Source organism: Mycobacterium sp. ACS4331, assembly GCF_001667265.1.
GTDB lineage: Bacteria > Actinomycetota > Actinomycetes > Mycobacteriales > Mycobacteriaceae > Mycobacterium.
In genome coordinates, this window is the sequence record NZ_LZHW01000102.1 from 83,990 (window position 1) to 99,223 (window position 15,234).

Here is a 15,234-nt window from a genome sequence, read left to right on the forward strand (position 1 = left end):
GGGGCAGTAGTGGTCGCATTCCAAGCAATCCACGAGTGGGACGACGCCCCCGGCGTGGTCACGTCATGGGAGCCTTCAGCGTCAACATTGGCCAAAGTGGCTGCCGCTCCGGTCAATTCGGTGCCGGTCAGTTATCAGCAGGCGCAGCATCTGCACGCCTATCGGGACCACGCCGCGCACGGCCGCAACATGGCCAGGCTCAACATCCCGTCGTGGAACATTCAGGGCCAGTGCGACGTTCGAGCCATGACCCATGTGATCAACGCCTACCTGCGCAGGCACGACACCTTTCACAGCTGGTTCGAACACGACGGCGGCGACGGTTTCATTCGGCACACGCTGGAGAACCCCCGCGACATCAGGTTCGCGGCTAAGAACTACGGCGAGATGACGGCGGAGGCTTGGCGCGCGCACGCGCTGGCCACCCCGAACCCGTTGCAGTGGGACTGCTTCCGGTTCGGCGTGATCCAGCGTACGGATCACTTCACGTTCTTCCTCAGTGTCGACCACGTGCATGCCGACGCGATGTTCATGGGCGCGCTGTTCGTCGAGATCCACATGATGTACGCCGCACTGGTCGGCGGCGGCGCGCCACTGCAGCTTCCCGAACCGGGCAGCTACCACGACTACTGCACGCGGCAGCACGAGTACACCTCGGCGCTGACGTTGGACTCACCCGAAGTGCGGGCGTGGATCGAGTACGCCGAGGAGAACGGCGGATCCATGCCGAAGTTCTCCCTGCCGCTCGGCACCATGGCCGAGTCCCGCGGCGGTGCACTGCTGACGGTGGAACTGCTCGACGAGGAGCAGACCGACCGCTTCGAGGCGGCATGCATGGCGGAGGGCACCCGGTTCAGCGGCGGGGTCTTCGCCTGCGCGGCCCTGGCTGAGCGCGCGTTGACGGGCAACGACACCTACCACGTGGTCACGCCCACGACGACGCGGAACTCGCAGTCGGAGTTCATGACCACGGGCTGGTTCACCGGACTGGTCCCCATCACCGTGCCGGTGGGCGGCCTGTCATTCGGCGCCATCGCCCGCGCAGCGCAGGCGTCGTTCGACTCGCGGGTGGATCTGGCCCACGTGCCGTTCGAGCGAGTGGTCGAGTTGGCCTCCGAAGTCGGCGTGCACAAACCGGATTCAGGTGTGCCCATGCTGTCGTACCTCGATGCGGGGCTGCCGCCGCTGTCGCCGGCGATCATCGCGGAGTGGAACCAGTTGAACGGCCGAGTCTTCAGCGATGCCGGTGACGCGCACCAGTTCGGCATGTGGGTGAACCGACTGGGGCGCGGCACCACGATCACCGTCGCCTTCCCGAACAATTCGACCGCCCGGGTGTCGGCCCTGCGTTATGTCGAGGCGATGAGGGCCGAATACCTCGCGGTGGTGCAGGACGGAACGGCGGCGCCGGCGGTCACGCCGGAGCAGAATGTGCCCGCCCTTGCGGCCGCGGGCTCCGTCGCCAACTGACACGGGGGAGGCACGGGTGATGGCGGTGGTGGATCGGGCACGTCGGCAGCGGTTTCGCCGACGTGCGGTGGACCAGGATGCCGGTCCGGACAATCGACTCTCCTACACCGATCAGGCGATGTTCCTCGCGCTGCGCGCCACCGGCGAGGAGTCGTTGGCGCAGTTCGTCTGGGTGTACGACAACGGGATCGACCTCGATGCGGTGCACCGCTTCCACGCCGACCTCGGATACGGTCTGTTCGGCCGGCTCATCGAGCCGTCGCCACTGCCGTTCGGACGCCATCGCTGGGTCGCTGCGACCGGGCCGGTGACACCGTTCGACATCGAGCAGAACCCGCGTCCGCGAACGGAACTCACCGACTGGGCCGATGAGCGTGCGGGTCTGCCGATCGATCCGGAGACGGGGCCGGGCTGGCGCATGGGTGCCCTGCCGATGACCGACGGTTCGACCGCGGTCAGCCTGGAGATCTCGCACTGCCTCACCGACGGTATGGGCGCCGTGATCACGATCACCGACGCACTCAAGGGCATTCGCCGGGACCTGAACCTTCCGCCCGCCGGAGCGCGGCCGACATGGCGGGGAGTGCGCGAGGACGCGCGCGACACGGTTCGCGAGGTGCCCGCGCTGGCCAGGACTCTGGTCGCCGCGGCCCGGTTGGCCTACCGCCGGCGCGGGGACATCAAACGGTCAGCACCCCCGCCGATCGTGACATCCGCGGGTGATTCGGCGGCCGAGGTTCAGGTGCCCGCCATCTCGGTGTTCGTGAATGCCGCGGACTGGGATTCGAGTGCGGAGGCGCTGGGCGGCAACTACTTCTCGCTGGCGGCGGGATTCGCGGCCCGGCTCGGCGCCCGGATGGGCCGTCAGCGCGCCGCGGACGGTGCGGTGAGCCTGCTGGTCCCCATCAGTGAGCGCACCGAGGACGATTCACGGGCCAACGCCGTCTCGCTTGACACGATCGCCGTCGACCCGGCGTCGGTCACCACAGATCTGACGGCGGCGCGCACCGCACTGCGTGAGGGCTTCAAACGCCGCCGCGAAGAGCCCGACGAGTCGTTGGAACTGCTGCCCCTGATTCCGTTCGTCCCGAAGTTCACCGTCAAGCGCGGCGCCGACGTGCTGTTCGACTTCGCCGATCTGCCGGTGTCGTGCACCAACCTCGGTGATCTCGATCCGATTCTGAGCCGGCTCGACGGCACCGACTGCGACTACCTGCTGCTGCGCGGGATCAACGGACGCATCCCGCGCAGGCTCCTCGAGCAGCGCCGCGGCCTGCTGACCGTCGTCTCGAGCCGGTTCTGCGGAAGGGTCTCGCTCACCGTCGTGGGTTATCAACCCGGTGCCGAGAACACCAAGGACAGCCTGCGCGCCGTCGTGTCCAGCGTGCTGGCTGAGTTCGGACTCGCCGATGTCGACCATCCGGAAGGTGAGATTGGTGGCTGACACCGCGAACAACGCTGCGCCGATGGACAACCGGCTGGTCTACCTGGACCAGGCGATGTTCGACGCCATGCGGGCGGGGAATCGCTCGCAGCTGATGCAGTGCCTGTGGATCTACGAACATCCGGTCGACTTCGAAGCGCTCGCGCGGTTCCACGACAACCTCGGCTACGGGCTCGGGGGCCGACTGATCCAGCGCTCGGTGCTGCCCTTCGGCAGGCACCGGTGGGTGTCGGCGCTCGGCCCGGCGTCCGATCTGGACATCGAGACTTCTGCCCGGCCCCGCGAAGAGTTCAGCGACTGGGCCGACGAGCAGGCCGCCCGTCCGATCGACCCCGAGTTCGGGCCCTGCTGGCGACTGTCGGTGCTGCCGATGACCGACGGGTCCACCGGGCTGAGCCTGGTGGCCTCCCACGCGGTCGGCGATGGTGTGGCCGGTCTGGTGACGATCTTCGCCGCCATCAAGGGCGAGCGGCCCGACCTGGGCTATCCGGCCCGCCGCGGTACGACCCGCAGGGCCAGGCTGAGGTCGGCCCGGGAGGATGCGCGCGCGACCCTGCGCGACCTGCCGGAGGTGCGCCGCACGCTGGCCACGGCGATCAAGCTGACCCTGCGGCGCCGTCACGACATCGCGCGGACGGCCCCCGCTCGGCGGGCGCAGATCGTGGGAGCCGACCGCGTCGTATCGGTGCCCGCGGTGTCGGTCTTCGTCGACATCGACGAATGGGACGCGCGCGCCGCCTCGCTCGGCGGGAACACCTACTCCCTGCTGGCCGGTGTCGCCGCCCGCCTCGGCGCGCGGATGGGCCGCACCGTGACCACCGGTGACGACGGCGCCAAGGTGAATCTGCTTCTGGCGCTCAGCGATCGCTCCTTCGACGACTACCGCGCCAACGCGATGTCGATCGGCAGCGTGGGCGTGGACCCGGACGCGGTCACCACCGACCTCACCGCGGCCCGCGCCGCCATCAGGTCGGCGCTGCAGGCACGCAAGGACACCCCGGACGAGTCGCTGCAGTTCCTGCCGCTGATCCCGTTCGTCCCGCAGCGTGCCATGAAGCGTCTGTCCGACGTCTTCGTCGGTGCGGCCGATCTGCCGGTGTCGTGTTCGAACATGGGTGATCTCGAACCCACGGTGGGCCGCCCCGACGGATCCGACGCCGAGTACATGGTCATGCGCGGCATCGACCAGAACGTCATCGAACGCGACATCGTCGCCGCGGGTGGACATCTGGTGCTCGTGTCCGGCCGGCTCGGCGGCAAGGTGTCCATCTCGGTGGTCGGTTACCAGCCGGGGGCGCAGAACACCAAGGCCTGGCTTACGGATCTGGTGCACCAGACCCTGGCGGAGTACGACCTGACCGGGCAGATGATCTGATGCCCGCCTCCACCCTCGACGTTCGCGGCACGAGCCGCACAACTTCGGCCGAGTTCACCATCTCTGCGCCGAGCACGAAAGGTATCTGACAGTGATCGCATCCTCGCTTACTGGTGTTCTTCGCGAACGGGCCGGCCTGCAGCCCGGCGACCCGGCGTTCACCTTCATCGACTACGAATCCGACTGGGACGGCGTCGAGGAGACGCTCAGCTGGGCGCAGATGTACCTTCGCGTCAAGAATCTCGCGGTGAAGCTGCGCGAGGTCGCGGCAGTGGGGGACCGTGCCGTCATCCTGGCACCCCAGAGCATGGAGTATGTCGTCGCGTTCCTCGGGGCCATCGAGGCCGGTCTGATCGCGGTGCCGCTCTCGACACCGATGGTCGGGGCCCACGACGATCGCGTCAACGCGGTACTGGCCGACGCCGCGCCGACCGTCATCCTGACCACCTCGGCGGTCAACGAGACGGTCACGCCCTACGCCACATCCGCCGAGGGGCGCCCCGCACCGACGGTGCTGGCCGTCGACACGCTCGATCTGGACACCCGCTCGGGCGGCCGGCTCAAGCGCGAGACCCCGCCGGAGACCGCCTACCTGCAGTACACCTCGGGATCGACGCGCACCCCGGCCGGCGTCATGGTCTCGAACCGCAACCTGGCGGTCAACTTCGAGCAGATGATGGGCGGTTTCTACCCCGACTACAACCGGGTGCCGCCGGCCGACAGCACCGTGGTGTCGTGGTTGCCGTTCTACCACGACATGGGTCTGCTGCTCGGCATCGTCGCGCCGATCCTGGGCGGTTGGCACTCGGTGCTGATGAGCCCGCTGTCCTTCCTGGCCCGGCCGGCACGGTGGATGCGGCTGCTGGGAACGCACACCCATGCGCTGACCGCGGCACCCAACTTCGCGTTCGACCTGGCGGCTGCGCGCACCACCGACGAGGACCTGCAGGGGTGCGACTTCGGCAACGTCCTGAGCATCATGAGCGGCGCCGAGCGGGTCCACGAGGTGACCGTGCGCAGGTACACGGAGCGTTTCGCGCGCTTCAACCTGCCGCCCAAGGTGATCCGGCCCTCCTACGGCCTGGCCGAGGCGACGCTGTACGTGCAGACCCGCAGCCCAGGCGAGCCTCCTCAGGTGGTGCACTTCGAACCGGAGAAGCTCTCGGCCGGGCATGCCGAGCGCGCAGCCTCCGGCACGGCGCTGATCAGCTACGGCGCCCCGGAGTCGCCGTTGGTGCGCATCGTCGATCCCGACCACGGGACCGAGAGCCCCGCAGGCGATATCGGCGAGATCTGGGTGCACGGTGAGAACGTCTGTGCCGGTTACTGGAACAAGCCCGCGGAGACCGAGCGCACGTTCGGCGGCAGGCTGGTCAACGCGCCGGCCGACGCACCGGCCGAGAATTGGCTGCGTACGGGCGATCTCGGATTCATGTCCGAGGGGGAGTTGTTCATCATCGGCCGAATGAAGGATCTGCTCATCATTCGGGGACGCAACCTCTATCCCGACGACATCGAGGCCTCGGTGTCGGTGATCACCCGCGGGCGGGTCGCGGCGGTGGCCGTGCCCGACGACACCACCGAGAAGCTGGTGGTGATCGCCGAGGTCAAGGACAAGGGCCTCGGCCCCGCGGAGCTGACCGAACGTCTCGAGACCATCAAAGGCGAGGCCGCGTCGGTCATCTCGACGGCCCACGGCGTCGCGGTGGCCGACATCGTGCTGGTCGCGCAGGGCTCGATTCCGATCACCACGAGCGGCAAGACCCGGCGCTCGGCCAGCCTTGAGAAGTACCTGGCGGGGGAGTTCACGCGCCTGGACGCCACGGCGCTGGCGGGGGCGCCCGCGGGAAGCCGATAACGGACAGGTAACACCGCTTATGTGCGTCGTTTAGGGGCGCTCTGGTGGGTAAAGTGCACAGTGTGAGCCATGTAACATCAGCGGGGCGCAGCGCGGCGCTCCCGGAGGGCGTCCACGGTGCTGCGGACCCCAACTTCTCGTGCGCTGTCCGTGCGTTCTCCGCGATGTTCGGTCATCCCAGGTTCGGCGGTGGCGCGCTCGCGGTGTACCTGCACGGGGAACCCGTCGTCGACGTGTGGGCGGGTTATGCCGATCGCCGCGGTCAGCAGCCCTGGACCGCGGACACGGGCAGCATGGTGTTCTCCGCGACCAAGGGGGTGGCGTCGACCGTCATCCATCGGCTGGTCGACCGCGGGCTGATCGACTACGACACCCCGGTCGCGGAATACTGGCGCGACTTCGGTGCCAACGGGAAAGCCGACATCACGGTGCGGGAGATGATGCGGCACCGCGCCGGCCTGTCGCACCTGAACGGTGTCACCAAGGCGGAACTGCTGGACCACACGGCCATGGAGGCGCGGATGGCGCAGGCCCCCGCGTCACGTCTGCGGGGAAAGCCGGCCTATCACGCGCTGACCTACGGGTGGCTGCTGTCGGGGCTGGCCCGCTCGGTGACGGGTAAGGGTATGCGCCAACTGTTTCGGGAGGAGGTGGCCGCGCCGCTGGGCACCGACGGTGTGCACCTGGGTCGCCCACCGGCGACCGCACCCACCCGTGCGGCGCAGATCATTCATCCGCAGTCGAACCTGCCGAACCCGGTGTTCAATCTGCTGGCACCCCGCGCGGCCCTGCACCCCTTGACCGCCGGTTTCGGCTCGCTGTACTTCCCAGGGATGAAATCCGTTGTCCAGGGCGAAATTCCGATGCTGGACGCCGAGATGCCCGCCGCCAACTGCGTGGCCACCGCGCGGGGTCTGGCGCGGATGTACGGCGCCATCGCCAACGGCGGCTCCATCGACGGCATCCAATACCTGTCGACGCGAGTCGCCTCCGGTCTGGCGGGTCGTCCGAGCCTGCGTCCGGACCGCAGCGTGGGCATGCCGATGTCGTTCCACCTCGGGTACCACGGACTGCCGTTCCCCGGGGTGCTGCCCGGTTTCGGCCATGTGGGCCTTGGAGGTTCGATGGGCTGGGCGATCCCGGAGAGTGGACTGGCCATCGGGTTCGTGCACAATCGCCTGCTGACCCCGTTCGTGGTGACCGACCAGGCCGGATTCGTCGCGACCGCGGCGCTGATCCGTCGCGGGGCCGCCTCGGCGCGTTCGCGGGGGTACCGCCCGATCGCCGAATTCGGTTCGCGTTACGACGAACTGACGCCAGTGGCGGGCTGAGTCCTGGCTCACAGTAGGGTGACCGGGTGCAGGTGACTTCTGTTCCCACCCGTCGCCGTTCTGGCGTCTTCGTCGCTGTCGCGCTGGCGATCCTGGTCTGGTCGGCCGCGTTCGTCTACCTGGCAGCGGCGGTGATTCCCGTTGACCACTATCTGATCTCGTACTACATCGCCGACTACCAGTTCGGGTTTGTGCGTCGCGGACTCGCGGGTGAGCTCGTCGGCGGCGTCGCCGGCGACAGCTTCTTCCGCAACGCCTACCTGATGCGGTGGCTGACCACCGGCGTCTACCTGGCGGGACTGGCGGCGCTGGCGTTCACCCTGCTGCGCAGGGTTCGTACGCCGGGCCGCATCATGCTCGCGCTGCTGCTGCCCGTGCTGCCGTTCGGGGTGCCGTACGCGGTCTACTCGGGTCGCCCGGATCTGCTGGGGGCCACGGCCCTGATCGCGTTGTGCCTGGCACTCAGTGTCGTCCAGCACCGACGCCCGGCCCTGATCTGCTGCGGTGTGTTCGGCGTCGTCGTCGCGGTTCTGGCGTTGATGCACGAGGGCATGGCATTGGAGTTCGGCCTCGGCGCGATCCTGGCCATCATGGTGCTCGCCAAGGGGCTGGCACGGTGGGATCGGCGATGGGCGGCGGCACTGGCCATCGCGCCCGGTCTCCTGACGGCCCTGGCGGTCGCGGCATTCGCCAACCACGACGTGAGCGGCAGGGTGTGTGCGCAGGTCCCGCACCGCATGATCGAGACCCCGTTCGCGTCGATCAAGGCGCCGGGGGATCTGGTGGCGTACCTGACGACTGACACTCCCGTGCTGTCGGACTATCACGACTGGGTGTGTGGGTGGTATCTGGCGACCTACGACCACAGCGTGGCCGATGGACTCAAGGAGGTGGCGGCGGTCGGTGTTCCGGCGCTGATCGGGTCGATACTGCTGGGACTGGCGGGCCTGTCCGCGACGCTGTGGTCGGTTGCGCGGTTCTCGGGTGTGCCGATGCGCCCGTTCTTCGCAGAGCTGAAGTCCGACATCCTGCTTCCGGCATTCGGTCTGCTGCTGATCATCCCGCTGTTCATCACCGGCGTCGACTGGACTCGATGGCTGCTGGTGGTCGCGTTCGACATCGTCGTGGTGTTCGTGCTCTACGCACAGCGCAGACCTGAGATCGATGACGTGCCACCACGCCGGACGCTGCTGCTCTTCCCGCTCGTGGTGCTCGGGTTCATGCTGATTCCGCTGGGCGTGGCGCCCGGCGGCGGATCGACGCGCTGAGGCCCGCAGACCTCAGCCGAACGGCCAGGGCGGCGGCGGCAGTCCCGGCGGGGGCGGAGGCGGTGGAAGCCGCGGCGGCTCGGGTGGCGGCGGCAGAAGAACTGGCGGCGGCGGGGGTGGAAGCTCGGGCGGCGCCGGAAGCGTGGCCGGCCCCGCAAGCAGTTGCGGTGACGGCAACTCCGGCAGGACGGCTTCGGCGGCCGGGCTCAACACCAGCGGTGGCAGTGGGGGTGCCGGCACGCCCACCGAGACCGGCACGCTGACCTCGGCCGCGGGCCATTCGACAGGCGGCAGCGGACCCGGTTCGGGCATCGGTCCCAGCTGGGCGAGCGCCTGCTGGATCTCGGGCGGGCAGATCGGGCACTGCACCGTCTGGCTCTCGTCTCGGTCTCGGTCCTGGTCCTCGGCCGCGACGTCACTGCGCTGCTCATCGACCGGTTCGGCGTGCGCGGGCACACTGCCGACAAACAGGACTCCGAAACCCAGGGCGGCGACGACCGCTGACCGTGTCAGTCCAGAGCGATGGCGCACCGCAGACTCCTCTGTTGGGGGTTGTCGTTCATCATAGGGCCCCGCGGCGCTCACAATCCGCTGATGCCAAGGACTGTCAGCGCAACTCCCGCGATGGCCAGCACCAGCGCGACGTCGCGGCGCGTGCGCGCGGCCACCCAGAGTCGCAGGGACTCCAGGCGCATTCGGGTGGACTCGGGCGCGATGAGGAAGCTGACCAGCGGGAGCGCGACGACGGCATTGGCCACCGTGATGAAGGTGAACAACAGTCCGGCCTGGGTCGCCGGTGCGCCGCCCGCCGTGGCGATCAACACGAGCAGTGCCAGGTAGTCGATCGACGGTATCGCGATGCCCAGTCCCATCGCTCCGGAGAACCACGGGGAACTGCCGCGGGCGAGACCACGCGCCCGGGTCAGCACCGCCCGAACCGCGCGGGGCGCATGGTCATTCGCGAACTCGGCATCAGGGGAGGCCGTGGCGACCGTGGAATCGACGGCGCTGCGACGTGGTCCTGCCCGCACCGCCAGCACCGCGGCCAACGCGAGAGCCAGCACCCCCAGCACCAGATGCACCGTGGCACGGTCGAACTGCAGCGGGCCGACGAGACCCGGACGCACCACGAACAGCACGATCAACCCGGCCGTCGCGCTCATCACGAAGCTTCCGGTCAGGAATGCCAGAAGTTGCAGAACGGGTTTGGGCCTGCTGAGCGCCACCGTGATGAGCCCCAGCCTCATGGGTTCGAAGTTCACCGCGAGGGCAAGTCCCAGCACGGTGATCCACATACGAGCCGACCTTACTCAACGAGTCCGAGCGTCAGTCGACGCCCGCGGCCACAGGTTCGGCCTCGCGCGGTGGATGCGAGGGTCTGGAGACCGGCTGCCACCGAGACGGCCACCAGTTGAACCGGCCGACCAGCACCGCCATGGCGGGCACGGTCGTGGTGCGCACCAGGAACGTGTCGAGCAGGATGCCCACCCCGATGATGAAACCGGCCTGGACCAGCGTGCTGATGCTGGCGAACAGGAGTCCGAACATCGACGCCGTGAAGATCAGCCCCGCGGTGGTGATCACTCCACCTGTCGCGCCGACCGTGCGGATGACCGCGGTGCGCAGTCCGTGGCTGGCCTCCTCCCGTATTCGGGAGATGAGCAGCAGGTTGTAGTCGGCGCCGACGGCCACCAGGATGATGAACGTCAGGCCGGGCACACTCCAGTGCAACTCCTGACCCAGGATCTTCTGGAACAGAAGAACGCCGATACCCAGCGCTGACATATACGAGATCACCACGGAGGCAATGAGATACAGCGGTGCGACCAACGCGCGCAGCAGGACCACCAGGATCAGGAACACCACCGCGACGGTCACGATGATGATGAACCGGATGTCGCCGTTGTAGTAGTCGCGGGTGTCGCGCAGGGACACCGTGTACCCGGTCATCGACACCGTGGCGTCCGAGAGCGTGGTGTTGGGCTGTGCGCCGCGGGCGACGTTGATGATCGCGTCGATCTGGTCCATGGCCTCGGTGCTGAACGGATTCAACTTGGTCTGGATCATGTAGCGCACGGTGTGACCATCGGGGGAGAAGAACAGCTCAGCGGCTTTCTTGAAGTCGTCCCCGGCCAGGAACTGCGGCGGGATGTAGAACCCCGACATCGACGGCGTGGTGGCGTCGTTCTTCATGGCCAGCAGGAACGCCGAGGCGTCTTCGAGCCCGCCGCCCATCTTCTTGGTCTCGTTGACCAGAAGCTGCACGCCGTCGGCGACCTGGCGGCTGGCCTCGGCAAGCGTCTTGGCGCCCTGCTGCAGCGTGGCCCACTGCTTGCGCATGCTGTTGGAGTCGCTGACGCCCGCAGAGCGCAGTGCCTTGGTGGCGGTGTCCAACGCGCTGCGCAGGCCGCTGGCCGTTCCGCCGAGCGTCTGGCTGGACTGCGTCGTCCGCAACTGCTTGGCCAGTTGGGCGATGCTGGCCAGGGTGCCGTCGTCGCCGGCGTCGACCAGGCGCTGCAGTTGGCGCCTGGTGTTGACGCAGGACGGATCGGCGTCGCAGATCGGGCTCGCGTTGAGCGCGTTCACCACGGGGCGGGCCTGCTCAATGGAGCCCGCGGTGTCGTCGAGGCTCACCCCGAGGGACTCACCAAGGGCCTGCATCGAGGTCACGAGCTTGGCCGCGCTGTCGAACTCCTGGAGCGTCTTGTCTCCGCCGAACTGCTTCTCCATCGAGGTCAGGGCATCGATCAGCCCGCTGACCGTCGCGGCGGCCTGGGAGAGCTGGCCGCGCACCCCGCCGAGTGCGTCGGCGACCTGGTCGGCGCCACCGGCCAGCGTGTCCAGTTCCGCGGTGCGGCCGGAGATCATCGACGACGCGTCGTTGAGCTTTGAGCCGACCTCGCCGGCCTGGAACGACAACCTGGCCTGCTCAAGCGATTCGCCGGTGGGCCGCGTGATGCCCCGGACCGCCTCGATGTCGGGCAGCTGGCTGATCCGCTGTGCCATCTGCTCGAGGTCGGCCAGTGCCTTCGGGCTGCGCAGATCCTGCGGTGAGGTCACCAGGAGGTACTGCGGCAGGCTCGAGTTCACCGGGAAGTGCTTTCCGATCGCCTCGTAGCCCTGCAGGCTCTCCACCGTGGACGGCAGCGCCTTGCGGTCGTCGTAGTTGAACGTCGCGAATCCCGCGCTCGATGCGAGCACGATCAGCAGGATCAGGCTGACCGCCAGGTTGGACCTCGGCTTGCGCACGATCCGCACGCCCGAGCGGCGCCACATTCGCGTGGTCATGCTGCGCCGCGGCGAAACCCACCCTCGTCGCCCGGTGAGCACCAGCACCGCGGGCAGGAAGGTCACGGCGGCCGTGCAGCAGACCGCGATCGCGACGGCCAGCGCGACACCGACCGAGGAGAAGATGGTCAGGTCGGTGAAGATCATGCCCAGGAACGTGATCGCCACCGTGGCCGCCGAGGCGACGATCACCTTTCCGATCGAGGTCAAGGCGCTGCACACCGCGCGATCGGAGTCCTCGCCGAGGCGGATGAAGTCGTGATACCGGCTGATCAGGAAGACCGCGTAGTCGGTGCCCGCGCCGCACAGCATCGCGGTCAGGAACACGATCGTCTGGCCCGAGATGCTCAGGCCCATGTCACCGAGGAACGCCACCAGTCCGTTGGCCGTCAGCAGCGACACCCCGATGGTCAACAGGGGAAGCAGCATCGTCAGCGGGTTGCGGTAGATGATCAGCAGGATCGTCAACAGCATGCCGACGGTGGCGATCTCGATGATCACGCGGTCGTGTTCGCCGACCTCGGCGATATCGGCCAGGGTCGCGGCGGGCCCCGTGACATGCACGGTGACACCGGTGTCCTTGGCGGTGTCCTTGACCATCGCGATGACGTTCGTGGTGGCGGTGTAGGACTGCGGCGAACCCAACTCGCCGGTCAAGCTCACCGGCAGCAGCCAGGCCTTGTTGTCCTCGCTGGTCATCACCTGCCGCAGCGGCGGCGTGGTGATGAAGTCCTGGATCGTGACGACGTCCTGGGTGTTGGCGTGCAGCTTGTCGACCAGCCTGCGGTAGACCGCCTCATCGTCCTCGCCCAGCCCGTCCTCGTCGGACAGGACCACCAACAGCATGTTGTCGTTGCCGGCTTCGTCGAAGGCCTCGGCCATCGTGCGGGCCGCAACGGAGCCTGGGGCATCGGCGGGGACCATCGCCGACGGCGTCTTCTGGGACAACTCGGTCAGCGACGGGAACATCGGCGGCAGCCCGGCCGCCATCAGCAGCCACAGGCCGATCACGAGCCAGGGCCAGCGGACGACCACGGAACCGAGCCAGCGGAAGATGCCGCCCTCGCCCGGCTCTGTGAAGCGCTCCAGACGCTGCAGCAGCTGAGTTGCCCTACTGATGCTCAAAAACCCCTGTTGATCCGGTGTCTGTCTGATCCAACCGCTGCGGCGGAACACTGGTGGCGGACGCGGGTCCGTGGGACGGCGGGTCCGTTCAGCCCCGTCAGTCTATGCGGAGCGCCGAGGGGCCAGGGTCAGGTCGCCGGACGTGCCGCGGGGGGTCACCGCCTGACGGTTGTGGGGCCGCGCAGCTTCTGCCGCCACGACTGTGCGGCCGTCAGCGCGAAGACCGCTCCGCACATGCACGCGAAGAACCAGACCATGCGGCCGTTCTCGAGTGGCTGCAGCTCGGGGAGCAGCGCCGTCGCGATCCGGATCCCGCAGGCCAGGATCCCGCTGGCGGTCGCGATCAGATACACGGTCGCGATGAGCCGGGATCGAGGATCGCGGCGCAGGACCAGCAGCGCCCGACCGCCGTAGCCGAGCAGGTAGATCAACATTCCGCACAGCACGATCCAGTACAGCGCGAGCCAGACGTCCGTCGGCACGGTGAAGAAGTCGGCGCGGTACACGTGTGAGCCGTTGCCCATCCAGAAGGTCGCGAGCAGCACGGGAATGCACAGTGTTGCCGGCCGCTCGACGTACTGCTTGAACGACAGGCGCATCGCGTCGTCGTCCTGCAGGCGCCCGAGCGCGTTGTAGACGATCGCGGACGCCGCGACGATGTACAGGTCGTGGCCCAGGTAGTCCTCGAGGTTCCACTTCCCGGTGTAGCGGTGCAGCACAGGCCCCAGCCGCTCCGAGGCCATCGGCGACATCAGCAGCACCGCGGCGCCCTGCAGAGCAATGTTGAGCGTCGCGGCGACCTCCCACCGGCATGACCACGTGACACGACGAATCCACAGGCTCCACCCGATGCACACCAAGGTGATCGTGATGAGGACAGTGAGGGCCATCTGCGGGGCTTTCGGCGAACGGAGGTCAGTGGGGATTACAGCGGCGGGGCGTCAGGTCGAGGGGTCAGGTCCGACAGGCGTTTGCGGTGCGTCGGGCGCACCTGCGTGTGGTGCCGGTCGGTGACCGTCAGAACCTCGACTGGTGCGGCCTGCAGATAGTTATAGACCTCTTGACGGCTCATGAGGCCGAATCGGATCTGCAGATCGGGATAGCTGAGTGCAAACCGGTCGGCCACCTGGCGCAATTCCTCCGCGCTGGGGTAGTCGGCTTCTTTGATGCGCCGGTAGTAGGTGCTGCTGGACACCCCGAGGGCCGTGTAGATGGCCTTGGCATCGACGTCGCCGTCGAGGAGGTAGTCGAGCAGGGCCTTGAGCTGCCTGCCATTCTCATCGGTCCGTGGCACCCACCCACCATAAGCGCCCGACCTTGTATTTCGCACGTAGTGCGTTGCGAAATTCCGCGGCCGTTATTGACACATATGTCAGACTTCTGACACATCTCTCCCAAATCTGGGACAGTCGCCGGTACGGTGGACGAATGGCTGCCCCCTTCCTTGTCCGTTCGCCGGAGTCCGCCTCCTGGGTCACCGACCACCACGCGGAGGCATTGCCCTCCCGCCAGGACATGGCAAAGAGGGCCAGCCGACTGAGCCGTTTGCTGACTGAGGAACTGCTCGCGGAGTCGCAGCGCGCAGACGTGCCGGTCGAACATCTGGTGACCGCCGCCCTGGGGCGCACGATCGGCCGGGCCATCGGCGCGGGTGAGCTGGTGGTGCGGCTCGACGGGGAATCCGGCCCACCGGCAACCGTCACTCTTGCGTGCACCGCCGAGTGGGGGCTCGGCGGCGCGGACGCGATCTCCAGGGTTCAGCCCGCCGGCCGGGCGGTGACGCCGATGACGCTGGTGTCCTACCGTTCGTCCGTTGAGGGAACGTCTCCGGAAGCGGGGTGTCTGCTGGTCCTGCACACTCGGCTGGGCGCCGACGTGCTCTACCTCGACTGGTGGTACGACACGCGCAGCTTCGACGCAGCGACGATCGCCGAACTCGACGAGCAGTTCCCACTTGCGATGGTCGCCACCACCTCGGGGTGAACGGCCACGGGCAGCTGATTTGCGTGCCCGACTAGAATCAACTCTCAGCGGCGTCGATCCGGCCATCACCGGGGAGCCTTCGGAAGAACGGT

12 protein-coding genes are annotated in these 15,234 nt (G+C 67.9%); 7 read left to right on the plus strand and 5 right to left on the minus strand.

Going from position 1 to position 15,234, the window contains the following annotated elements:
* Positions 1-9: 9 nt before the first annotated feature.
* The 6 genes from A5727_RS23770 to A5727_RS23795 all read left to right on the plus strand — a co-directional run bounded on the left by A5727_RS23770 (position 10) and on the right by A5727_RS23795 (position 8,746).
* Positions 10-1,470: a condensation domain-containing protein gene (locus A5727_RS23770; protein WP_082949992.1), complete on the plus strand. Its 1,461-nt coding sequence runs from the start codon at positions 10-12 to the stop codon at positions 1,468-1,470.
* Between the two features lie 19 nt (positions 1,471-1,489).
* Positions 1,490-2,914 carry a condensation domain-containing protein gene (locus A5727_RS23775; RefSeq protein WP_068256160.1) on the plus strand — a complete coding sequence of 475 codons (1,425 nt, stop codon included), beginning with the start codon at positions 1,490-1,492 and terminating at the stop codon, positions 2,912-2,914.
* The gene (locus A5727_RS23780; protein WP_231992205.1) at positions 2,907-4,289 is read left to right on the plus strand and encodes a non-ribosomal peptide synthetase family protein; all 1,383 of its coding nucleotides are present in this window, start codon (positions 2,907-2,909) and stop codon (positions 4,287-4,289) included. The genes A5727_RS23775 and A5727_RS23780 overlap by 8 nt, the downstream gene beginning before the upstream one ends.
* Before the next feature lie 91 nt (positions 4,290-4,380).
* Complete coding sequence (locus A5727_RS23785; protein WP_157521542.1) at positions 4,381-6,147, plus strand: AMP-binding protein; 1,767 nt, start codon at positions 4,381-4,383, stop codon at positions 6,145-6,147.
* A 62-nt stretch (positions 6,148-6,209) separates the two neighbouring features.
* Positions 6,210-7,478, plus strand: coding sequence for an esterase/beta-lactamase LipL (gene lipL, locus A5727_RS23790; RefSeq protein ID WP_231992206.1), 1,269 nt, complete (start codon positions 6,210-6,212; stop codon positions 7,476-7,478).
* Positions 7,479-7,510: 32 nt separating this feature from the next.
* Positions 7,511-8,746 carry an Rv1490 family membrane protein gene (locus A5727_RS23795; RefSeq protein ID WP_157521543.1) on the plus strand — a complete coding sequence of 412 codons (1,236 nt, stop codon included), beginning with the start codon at positions 7,511-7,513 and terminating at the stop codon, positions 8,744-8,746.
* Between the two features lie 12 nt (positions 8,747-8,758).
* Here the strand turns inward: A5727_RS23795 and A5727_RS23800 are convergent, their stop codons facing one another.
* The 5 genes from A5727_RS23800 to A5727_RS23820 all read right to left on the minus strand — a co-directional run bounded on the left by A5727_RS23800 (position 8,759) and on the right by A5727_RS23820 (position 14,453).
* Complete coding sequence (locus A5727_RS23800; RefSeq protein ID WP_068256174.1) at positions 8,759-9,277, minus strand: hypothetical protein; 519 nt, start codon at positions 9,275-9,277, stop codon at positions 8,759-8,761.
* 50 nt (positions 9,278-9,327) lie between these two features.
* Entirely contained in the window at positions 9,328-10,041 is a 714-nt protein-coding gene (locus A5727_RS23805) for a GAP family protein (protein ID WP_068256176.1), read from the minus strand.
* A gap of 31 nt (positions 10,042-10,072) precedes the next feature.
* Positions 10,073-13,159, minus strand: coding sequence for an MMPL/RND family transporter (locus A5727_RS23810; RefSeq protein ID WP_231992207.1), 3,087 nt, complete (start codon positions 13,157-13,159; stop codon positions 10,073-10,075).
* Positions 13,160-13,314: 155 nt separating this feature from the next.
* A complete protein-coding gene (locus A5727_RS23815) occupies positions 13,315-14,049 on the minus strand; it encodes a hypothetical protein (RefSeq protein ID WP_068256179.1) in 735 nt (244 codons plus the stop codon).
* 35 nt (positions 14,050-14,084) lie between these two features.
* On the minus strand, positions 14,085-14,453 hold the full coding sequence (locus A5727_RS23820) for a DNA-binding protein (RefSeq protein ID WP_068256182.1): 369 nt from the start codon (positions 14,451-14,453) through the stop codon (positions 14,085-14,087).
* A gap of 134 nt (positions 14,454-14,587) precedes the next feature.
* On the opposite strand from A5727_RS23820, the gene A5727_RS23825 reads away from it, so the two are divergent.
* A complete protein-coding gene (locus A5727_RS23825; RefSeq protein ID WP_068256185.1) occupies positions 14,588-15,142 on the plus strand; it encodes a hypothetical protein in 555 nt (184 codons plus the stop codon).
* Positions 15,143-15,234 lie beyond the last annotated feature (92 nt).